Annotated in this window: 9 protein-coding genes; 4 read left to right on the forward strand and 5 right to left on the reverse strand. The window is 64.2% G+C overall.

Annotated features, from left to right (window positions below; genetic code table 11):
- Nucleotides 1-2 precede the first annotated feature (2 nt).
- From EYV96_RS17375 to EYV96_RS17385, 3 genes are all read left to right on the forward strand, one after another.
- Nucleotides 3-422: a VOC family protein gene (locus tag EYV96_RS17375; RefSeq protein ID WP_131152827.1), complete on the forward strand. Its 420-nt coding sequence runs from the start codon at nt 3-5 to the stop codon at nt 420-422.
- A gap of 438 nt (nt 423-860) precedes the next feature.
- Nucleotides 861-2,198, forward strand: a complete 1,338-nt coding sequence (locus tag EYV96_RS17380) for a sigma-54 dependent transcriptional regulator (RefSeq protein ID WP_131152828.1) — start codon at nt 861-863, stop codon at nt 2,196-2,198.
- Between the two features lie 633 nt (nt 2,199-2,831).
- The gene (locus tag EYV96_RS17385) at nt 2,832-4,073 is read left to right on the forward strand and encodes an acetylornithine transaminase (RefSeq protein ID WP_131152829.1); all 1,242 of its coding nucleotides are present in this window, start codon (nt 2,832-2,834) and stop codon (nt 4,071-4,073) included.
- Between the two features lie 3 nt (nt 4,074-4,076).
- Here the strand turns inward: EYV96_RS17385 and EYV96_RS17390 are convergent, their stop codons facing one another.
- From EYV96_RS17390 to thiE, 4 genes are all read right to left on the reverse strand, one after another.
- Nucleotides 4,077-4,946: an ion transporter gene (locus tag EYV96_RS17390; protein ID WP_240732638.1), complete on the reverse strand. Its 870-nt coding sequence runs from the start codon at nt 4,944-4,946 to the stop codon at nt 4,077-4,079.
- 78 nt (nt 4,947-5,024) lie between these two features.
- Nucleotides 5,025-5,633, reverse strand: coding sequence for an HAD-IA family hydrolase (locus tag EYV96_RS17395; protein ID WP_165488723.1), 609 nt, complete (start codon nt 5,631-5,633; stop codon nt 5,025-5,027).
- Nucleotides 5,630-6,913, reverse strand: coding sequence for a glutamate-1-semialdehyde 2,1-aminomutase (hemL, locus tag EYV96_RS17400; RefSeq protein WP_131152830.1), 1,284 nt, complete (start codon nt 6,911-6,913; stop codon nt 5,630-5,632). Before hemL ends, EYV96_RS17395 begins: the two co-directional genes overlap by 4 nt.
- The gene (gene thiE, locus EYV96_RS17405) at nt 6,910-7,548 is read right to left on the reverse strand and encodes a thiamine phosphate synthase (protein ID WP_131152831.1); all 639 of its coding nucleotides are present in this window, start codon (nt 7,546-7,548) and stop codon (nt 6,910-6,912) included. The genes hemL and thiE overlap by 4 nt, the downstream gene beginning before the upstream one ends.
- Nucleotides 7,549-7,639: 91 nt before the next feature.
- On the opposite strand from thiE, the gene EYV96_RS17410 reads away from it, so the two are divergent.
- Complete coding sequence (locus EYV96_RS17410; protein WP_131152832.1) at nt 7,640-7,837, forward strand: rubredoxin; 198 nt, start codon at nt 7,640-7,642, stop codon at nt 7,835-7,837.
- A 227-nt stretch (nt 7,838-8,064) separates the two neighbouring features.
- Here EYV96_RS17410 and EYV96_RS17415 read toward each other — a convergent pair whose 3' ends face one another.
- Nucleotides 8,065-8,514, reverse strand: a complete 450-nt coding sequence (locus EYV96_RS17415; RefSeq protein ID WP_131152833.1) for a DUF192 domain-containing protein — start codon at nt 8,512-8,514, stop codon at nt 8,065-8,067.
- Nucleotides 8,515-8,853 lie beyond the last annotated feature (339 nt).

The following is an 8,853-nucleotide window of genomic DNA, read 5'->3' on the forward strand; positions in this document are numbered from 1 at the left end:
CCATGAAGTACCTGCACACCATGATTCGCGTGCGCGACGTCGACGCCAACCTGCGCTTTTTCTGCCAGGGCCTGGGCTTGAAGGAAATGCGCCGCATGGAGAACGAAGCGGGCAAGTTCACCCTGATCTTCCTGGCCGCACCGGAATCACCGGAAGCCGAAGTCGAGCTGACCTACAACTGGGGTTCGGAAGAGGACTACGGCACGGCCCGCAACTTCGGCCACCTGGCGTTCCGCGTCGACAACATCTACGACACCTGCGAGCGCCTGCAGTCGATGGGCTACACCATCAACCGCCCGCCCCGCGATGGTCACATGGCATTCGTGCGTTCACCGGACCTGATTTCCGTGGAGCTGCTGCAGGACGGCCACCTGCCGCCGATGGAACCGTGGGTATCCATGCCCAACACCGGCGTCTGGTGAGGGGGCGCTGACGCGCCCGGTTAGGTCGCCCGCTGCGCGGGCTGTAAACGGTGAACAGCAAACGGTAAGAGCAGGGGCGCGCGACCGTTCACTCCGCTCTTACTGTTCACGGTTCACAGCGCCGCAGGCGCGACACCCCTCTCCACACCTCCTTCACTTACCCGAAGCTGTCGCGCCCCAGGCGCCAGAAACCCCACAAAAGCACCACTAGCCACTCGCCCTATCCCCTTCACGCGCTATCGACCGTCTGGCCGAGGCAAACGCGCTTTTTGTCCAGTGACTGTCACCCGCGCAGATGTATATTGTGTGATGCACATCACGCTCTAGCGGCAGTCCGAGGGGTGACTACCTGCGAAAGGCACCGCCCGGTGTGGAACGGACGCAACACCCAAACCGGCCGAGAACCTGTAGCGCCCATACGCAGGTGGGGAGGGAACGATGGCTGTGACTAACGGGGAGGCCAGACGTTGCATCGTCTGGTTTGGTCGACCCACAGGGGATGAGTACGAGAGCCTGACACAGGCAGGCTGGTACATCCGCATCGCCGATGCCAACGGGCAGGGTGGTGTGGGTACGCGAAGCGGCAGCATTGTCGTTGCGCTGGCCGACCTGCGTCATGCCGACGTGCGCAGCATCGCGTCCATGGAACGCATGATGGGCGATTACCCGGGCCTGCCCTGGCTTGCGCTCATTTCGTCCGACATGCCGACGCAGGAGCCGCTGATAAGCCGCATCCTGCAAACCAGCCAGGACTTCTTTACCGCCCCGGTGGATCTTGATCGCCTGCTCGAGACGCTCGTGCACATGGGCGGCGACTTGCCGGTCGACGAACCCAATGACAGTGGCATTACCGGCCGCAGCCAGGCGATGCGCATCGTGATGGCCAGCATTCGCAAGTACGCGCCCGTCGACCTGCCGGTGTTGATCACCGGCGAAACCGGTACCGGCAAGGAAGTGGCCGCGCGTGCGCTGCATGGCATGTCCACGCGCGCCGATCGCCCGTTTGCGGCGATCAACTGCGGCGCCTTGCCTCCAAACCTCGTGCAGTCCGAACTGTTCGGACACGAGCGTGGTGCGTTCACGGGCGCTAATGCGCGACGCATCGGTCATTTTGAAACGGCGGCGGGTGGCACGGTTTTCCTCGATGAAGTCGGTGACCTGCCGACTGATGCGCAGACCAGCCTGTTGCGCTTCCTGCAGGAAGGCACGCTGGAGCGCGTGGGCAGCAGCCAGTCGATCAAGCTGGATGTGCGCGTACTCGCCGCGACGCACGTCGATCTGGAAAAGGCGGTGGAGCAGGGGCGCTTCCGCGAAGACCTCTATTACCGCCTCAACGTGCTCCGCCTGCGCATGCCCGCTTTGCGCGAGCGCGAAGATGACGTGGTGATGCTGGCACAGACCTTCCTCGATGCCTTCCGCGAGCAGCACCACTGTCAGGCGCGTGCCTTCAGCAACGCCGCGCGACAGGCGATGCGGCATTTCGCGTGGCCGGGCAACGTGCGCGAGTTACTCAATCGCGTGCAGCGTGCGGCGGTGGTGGCCGAAGGCGATCTGATCACCGCCGAGGACCTGGACCTGGCCGATATTCCTGCCGCGCAACTGGCGCACGCCAGTCTTGGCAGCACGCGTGTGGCGGCTGAACGCGATGCCGTCATCAACACCCTGCGCGAGTGCCGCTTCAATATCAGCGAGTGCGCGAGGCGCCTGAAAGTCTCCCGCGTCACCATCTATCGCCTGTGCAAGAAGCATCGGCTGGCGCTCGAGGAACTGCGCTGATCGTTTAAGGGTAAGGGTTTGCCCATGCGAGCCTCCGGTGCGTGACGCATCCGGAGTGCTTTTGCGTGCGCGTTGGCGTAGGTCCGCGCCGCATCGGAAAAGACGGAAGGCCCCTGGCCTACAGGGGTCAGCCAGGGGCCTCCGTTGGTTGCCCGGCCACAGGGGTTGCCGGGTTACCGCCCTCATCACCACCGTCCTGGCGGCTGCAGAGTCAGTCGCGACGCCGGGGCACATGCGTGCACCGGCAGGCGCTTCGCCGAATAGATGGCAAGCGTTGTGCCAAGCGAGAGTCTTCATCAAGTCGCATTAAATTCAATGAGATAGCTCGACATTGGTCGGCGCCGGTTGTAACAGAAGCGAACACCAGGACGGCCCTGCACCGCCTTCGAGTGGCGATCCATGGGCCTCCACAAGCTTCGCCTTCACATCTGTAACGCTGGCGATACATGTCGCTGCGGCATGAACAGTCGCGCGCCGGCTTGAGATGACGCCGCTGCAGGCCGACACCATCGTTGCTGCATCGCGTGCAAACCCCACCCCCAGGTCGTACGATGAATAGCGCCGCGTCCCTACGCGCGCACCTGCCCTTTTCCTACCTTTGGCGCGGCCCCAAGGCCTCGCCCGGAGCCTCGCATGCACTCGCCGGAATCCCCGTCCACGCCCCTGATCGACCTTGGCAAGCGCTACTGGCTGCCGGTCTATCGACCCCGTGAAGTCGTACTCGACCACGGCAAGGGGTCGCGCGTGTGGGATGCCGAGGGCCGCGATTACGTGGATCTGGGCGCCGGCATCGCGGTGAACGCGCTGGGCCACCAGGACCCGGACCTGCTCGACGCCCTGACCACGCAGGCGCACAAGCTGTGGCACAGCAGCAACGTGTTCTACACCGAGCCGCCGCTGCACCTGGCGCAGGAGTTGGTGGATGCGTCGGGCTTTGCCACGCGCGTGTTCCTGTGCAACTCCGGCACGGAGGCGAACGAAGCGGCCATCAAGCTGGTGCGCAAATGGGCCTCGCAGCAGGGCCGGCCGCCAGAACAGCGGGTGATCGTCACGTTCCGCGGTTCGTTCCATGGCCGCACGCTGGCAGCTGTCACGGCGACCGCCCAGCCGAAGTACCAGGAAAGCTACGAACCGCTGCCCGGTGGTTTCCGCTATCTCGATTTCAACGACGTGCCCGCACTGGAAGCGGCGTTCGCCCAGGGCGACGTGTCGGCCGTGATGCTGGAACCGGTGCAGGGCGAGGGTGGCGTGCTGCCCGCCGCACCCGGTTTCATCAAGCGGGTGCGTGAACTGTGCGATCAGTACAACGCCTTGCTGGTGCTCGACGAGATCCAGTGCGGCATGGGTCGTACCGGCACCTTGTTCGCCCATGCGCAGGACGAGGTCACGCCGGACATCGTGACGCTCGCCAAGGCGCTGGGCTGCGGATTCCCGATTGGCGCGATGCTGGCCGGACCCAAGGTCGCCGAGGTGATGCAGTTCGGTGCGCACGGCACGACGTTCGGCGGCAACCCGCTGGCGGCTGCCGTCGCGCGCGTGGCACTGCGCAAACTTGGATCAGCGGAGATCCTCGCCAACGTGGCGCGCCAGTCGCAGGCATTGCGTGATGGCCTTGCGGCTATCCAGGCCGAAACGGGCTTGTTCTCGCAGGTGCGCGGTCGCGGATTGATGCTCGGCGCCGTGCTGGCCGATGCGTACAAGGGTCGCGCCGGCGAAATCCTTGATTACGCCGCAGGCCATGGATTGCTCGTGTTGCAGGCAGGTCCGGACGTCTTGCGTTTCGTGCCGCCGCTCAATATCAGCGATGCCGATCTTGCCGAAGGCCTGGCGCGTTTTCGTGCGGCCCTTCAGGACTTCCCGCGCGAGAAGCCCTGATCGTCACTCGGGACCGTGCTCCAGCGCGGTCCCGCAGTTCCGGCAATAGCGCGCATCCTGCTCGTGCGTGGCCAGATGGCAGGTGTGGCACGTGATGCGCCGCATCTGCGCCTGGCGCATGCCGGCGGCGAGCTCCGCCGCAAAAATGCCGGTGGGCACGGCGATGATGCTGTAGCCCACCAGCATGATCAGTGACGTGACGAACTGGCCGAGCGTCGTATGCGGCGTGATGTCGCCGAATCCCACCGTGGTCATCGTCACGATCGCCCAGTACATCGAACGCGGAATGCTGCTGAAGCCGTTGTCCGGCCCTTCGATCAGGTACATCAGCGCGCCGAAGATAAGCACCAGGGTGAGAATCGTGCTGACGAAAATGAAGATCTTCCGTCGCGACTTGATCAGCGTGGACCAGAGCACATTTGATTCGTCGACGTAACGCGTCATCTTCAGGACGCGGAAGATGCGCAGGATGCGTAGTGCACGGATCACCAGCAGGTACTGGCTGCCGGCAAGGAAAAGGCTCGCATACGTCGGCAATACGGCCAGCAGATCGACGACGCCGAAGAAGCTGAAGATGTAGCCGCGTGGCTTGTCGACCACGGCGATGCGCGCAACGTACTCCACGGTGAAGATCACCGTGAAGATCCATTCCAACGCAAGGAACCACGTGCCAAGGCGAAAATGCAGGTCGGCGACGGAGTCGAGTACGGTGACGACGATGCTCGACAGGATCGCCAGCATCAGCAGCAGGTCGAACAGCCGCCCTGCGCGATCGTCATGTCCAAAGATGATGCCAAACCAACGGCGGCGCCACGGTGCGCCCGGTGCCGGGCCGAGATCGAGATGCGGCATGCCGCGCGGCGTGGTGTTCATCGTGGTGCGCCTTGTCTTCGATAGGCGATGCGTGTGGCGGTGGAGCTTAGGATGTCGGCCGGCATCCCGCCATCGTGATCAGAGCAGATCGTATGCCGCCAGTGCGTCAAGGAAGGCCGTGTACGTCTGGTAGTGATGGACGTGCAGGCCGGCGATGCGTGCACCGGCAACATTGTCGGCATTGTCGTCGATGAAGAGCGTGCGTGCCGGCTCGTGCTGCAGGCGGCGCAGGCAGGACGAGTAGACGGCGGGATCCGGCTTGCTGGTGCCGAACTGGGCGGACGCATGGCAGCGCGCGGTGAAACGTGGGAACAGCCCGGGAGCGATGTCGCCCAGTGAGGACGCCATGAGTTCGCCGTTATTGGTCAGCAGCGCAACCTCGGCGCGCCGGGCGACCCGCTCGACCGTGTCCATGACATCAGGGCGCAGGCGAGTGGCGGCACGGCGCGCGGCGATCCAGTCCGAAGCGGTGATCTCGGCTCCGGCTTCGCGACTCAGCGCCTCGAGGTAAGCCTGGGCATCGAGCTCACCGCGGTCGGCGGCGTCTTCGATGCCCGAGCCATAGATGGCGTGCTGGACACGCGCGAAGGTGCTGCCGATCGCCTGGGCAAGATGCGCCACGCGGACGTGCTTGTCGTAATCGGCAAGCACGCCATCGAAATCGAACAGCACGCAGCGAAGGTTCACGCGCGGATGGCTTTCAGCGTCTGGCGTGCGGCTTCCAGCGTGGCGGCGATGTCGTCGTCGGTGTGCGCGCTGGATACGAAGCCCGCTTCGAACGCCGACGGCGCCAGGTATACGCCGCGCTCCAGCATGCCGTGGAAGAAGCGGTTGAACAGCGTCGTGTCGGCTGCGGTGGCCTGGGTGTAGCTCTCCACTTTCTCTGCCGTGAAGAACAGGCCGAACATGCCGCCCACGCGGTTGGTGCTGAAAGGGATGCCTTCGCCATCGGCCACGGCCTGCAGGCCATCCGTGAGCAGGCGCGTGCGCGCGGCGAGCGACTCGTAGAAACCCGGCGCCTGGATCAGTTCCAGCATGGCCAGGCCCGCCGCCATCGCGACCGGATTGCCGCTGAGCGTGCCGGCCTGGTAGATCGGGCCGGCGGGCGCGATCTGCTCCATCAGTTCGCGTCGGCCACCATAGGCGCCCACGGGCATGCCGCCGCCAATGATCTTGCCGAAGGTGCTGATATCCGGGGTGATGCCGTAGTGCGCCTGTGCGCCGCCCAGGGCCACGCGGAAGCCCGTCATCACTTCGTCGAAGATGAGCAGGGCGCCATGGCGCGTGCACAGCTCGCGCAGGCCCTGCAGGTAGCCGTCCTTCGGCGGAATGCAGTTCATGTTGCCGGCGACCGGCTCGATGATCAGGCCGGCGATGTCGTCGCCATGTTCGGCGAAGAGCGCTTCGGCGGCGGCGAGATCGTTGTAGGCCAGCGTGAGCGTCAGATCCGCGCTGGCCTTGGGCACGCCCGGCGACGTCGGCACGCCGAAGGTGAGCGCGCCGGAACCGGCCTTCACCAGGAAGCTGTCGCCGTGGCCGTGGTAGCAGCCTTCGAACTTGACGATCTTGCTGCGGCCGGTGGCGCCACGCGCCAGGCGGATCGCCGACATGGTCGCTTCGGTGCCCGAGTTGACCATGCGCACCATGTCGATCGACGGCACCAGGCGGGTGATCGCCTCGGCCATGGTGATCTCGGCGGGGCAGGGCGTGCCGTAGGAAAGGCCGTTCATGACGGCGCGCTCGACGGCTTCGCGCACGTGCGGATGATTATGGCCGACGATCATCGGGCCCCAGGAGCCCACGTAGTCGATGTAGCGCTTGCCTTCCACGTCCCACAGGTACGGGCCATCGGCGCGGGCTGTGAAGAAGGGCTCGCCACCGACCGAGTTGAACGCGCGCACGGGGGAATTCACGCCGCCGGGCATCAGTTGGCGGGCGCGCTGGAAAAGTTCGTGGTTGGTCGTCATGAAGGCAATCCGGGGTTAGCAGGAAACAGGTCGGTGAAGCTCTGGGCGGCGGCGCGCACGTCATCGGCGCGAAATACCGCCGAAATGGCGGCCAGGTAATCGGCGCCGGCGTCCACCAGCAATCCCCCATTTTCGTGGGTGATCCCGCCAATCGCCACTCGTGGCACGCGGAGCGCGGCGCTCTGCCGCAGCAAGTCCAGGGCCGCGCGCCGGGCCTGGGGCTTGGTAGGCGAGGGGAAGAAGGCGCCAAAGGCAATGTAGTCGGCACCGGCGGCGACGAGGTCCCGGGCGCGCTCCAGCGAGTCGTAGCAAGACACGCCGATGATGGCGTCCGGGCCCAGCGCCTCGCGGGCGTCGGTGATGGCGTCATCGTCCTCGCCCAGATGCACGCCCTCGGCCTGGATGGTGAGGGCCAGGGCCACGTCGTCGTTGATGATCAGGGGTACACCGTGCTCGCGGCAGAGCTCATGCAGGGCGCCGGCCTCCAGGACGCGACGGGCCTGGTCGGGCGTCTTGTCGCGGTACTGGACCAGGCGCGCGCCGCCCTGGATGGCTTCGGCAACGACATTGACGAGATCGTCACGGGGGCCGTCCGTGATGGCGTAAAGGCCGCGAGTTGGGAATCGATGGGGCATAAAGCTTTGTGAATTGACGCCGTACGCTTTCGCACGGACAGGTGAGTTGCGAGAATGCGCATTCTGTTCCCTTGATGAAAGCAGTGCACCAATGAGTCAGAGCTCCACCGAAACCGGCAACCTGCGCAAGTGGATGTGTGTGGTCTGCGGCTTTATCTATGACGAGGCCCTGGGGCTCCCCGAGGAAGGCATCGAGCCTGGCACGCGTTGGGCTGATGTGCCCGATACGTGGACGTGCCCGGACTGCGGCGCCACCAAGGATGACTTCGAGATGATCGAAGTCGACTGACCTCGACCGCACTCATCCCAAATCGGCCCGAATTTGTCATTTCGTTGACCGGGCCGTGTGCTGTGATGACCCTGCGTCAGCCTACAGGCGCTGGCGCAGGAGAAAGGGAGTCATCGCATGCAGCAGTTCATTCCGTTCGAAGATGATTGGGACGCGCTGGAAAACCTCAGCCTCGAATCGCTCGTTCCTTACCGCGTAGGGCTTCCCTGCGCCACGCAGCCGGCAAATCACTGCACTGCGCCGGGCGAACCCTCTACAGATAGTTCATCACCCACCTGCGCGCCGATACGGCTGACCGTACCCGCCTTGAGCTCCAGCACGTAACGCGCGGGCGCATTGCTCGGGTAGCTGGGGCAGGGATCGGCCTTGCATGGCGGCACGTTCAACTGCATCGATACGAGCTTGCGGTTGGCATCGAAGTAAAGGATGTCCAGCGGGATGAGCGTGTTCTTCATCCAGAAGGAGCGCTCATCCGTATCCGCGAAGATGAAGAGCATGCTGTGATCGGCAGCGAGCTCCTTTCGGTTCATCAGTCCTAGTGCGCGAGTCTCATCCGTCGTCGCGAACTCAGTGGAAAACCGCTGCCCGTGCAGCGTGACGCCAGGCGTCGCGGGCGTCGGCGCCGCCATGGCGCTTCCCATCCATACGAACAGCAGCGGGGCAATCATGCGCTTCATATATAGATGCAGCCTTGTGGTTTGGGGTGCGCGCGAGTGTAGCGTCACTGCGATGTGTCATCGTCGTGAAAAAAAGTTCGCATGACCCCTTCACAAGCATGCCGAATGGGAGCTATTATTTTCCTCCCCCGCAGCGAGACGCTACCGCTTCGGAGGTTCCACCCCAACAACCTCGAATGAAAAATTTCTTCGAAAAAGTTGTTGACGGATACGGAAGACGATGTATAGTAAGCGGCTCACCCGGGACGAAATGTTTCGGGGCGATCGGAAGAAACGGTCGCAAGTGATTGATCTTTGACAGTGTGCGCAGGTGACTTGTGTGGGCGTCTTGCGGTGGAT

The organism is Dyella terrae, from assembly GCF_004322705.1.
Lineage (GTDB): Bacteria > Pseudomonadota > Gammaproteobacteria > Xanthomonadales > Rhodanobacteraceae > Dyella_D > Dyella_D terrae.

Bases quoted from the DNA above. Each gene is read 5' to 3' on its own strand.
- EYV96_RS17375 (WP_131152827.1), top strand. From the start codon at position 3: ATGAAGTACCTGCACACCATGATTCGCGTGCGCGACGTCGACGCCAAC.
- EYV96_RS17380 (WP_131152828.1), top strand. From the start codon at position 861: ATGGCTGTGACTAACGGGGAGGCCAGACGTTGCATCGTCTGGTTTGGT.
- EYV96_RS17385 (WP_131152829.1), top strand. From the start codon at position 2,832: ATGCACTCGCCGGAATCCCCGTCCACGCCCCTGATCGACCTTGGCAAG.
- EYV96_RS17390 (WP_240732638.1), bottom strand. From the start codon at position 4,946: ATGAACACCACGCCGCGCGGCATGCCGCATCTCGATCTCGGCCCGGCA.
- hemL (WP_131152830.1), bottom strand. From the start codon at position 6,913: ATGACGACCAACCACGAACTTTTCCAGCGCGCCCGCCAACTGATGCCC.
- thiE (WP_131152831.1), bottom strand. From the start codon at position 7,548: ATGCCCCATCGATTCCCAACTCGCGGCCTTTACGCCATCACGGACGGC.
- EYV96_RS17410 (WP_131152832.1), top strand. From the start codon at position 7,640: ATGAGTCAGAGCTCCACCGAAACCGGCAACCTGCGCAAGTGGATGTGT.
- EYV96_RS17415 (WP_131152833.1), bottom strand. From the start codon at position 8,514: ATGAAGCGCATGATTGCCCCGCTGCTGTTCGTATGGATGGGAAGCGCC.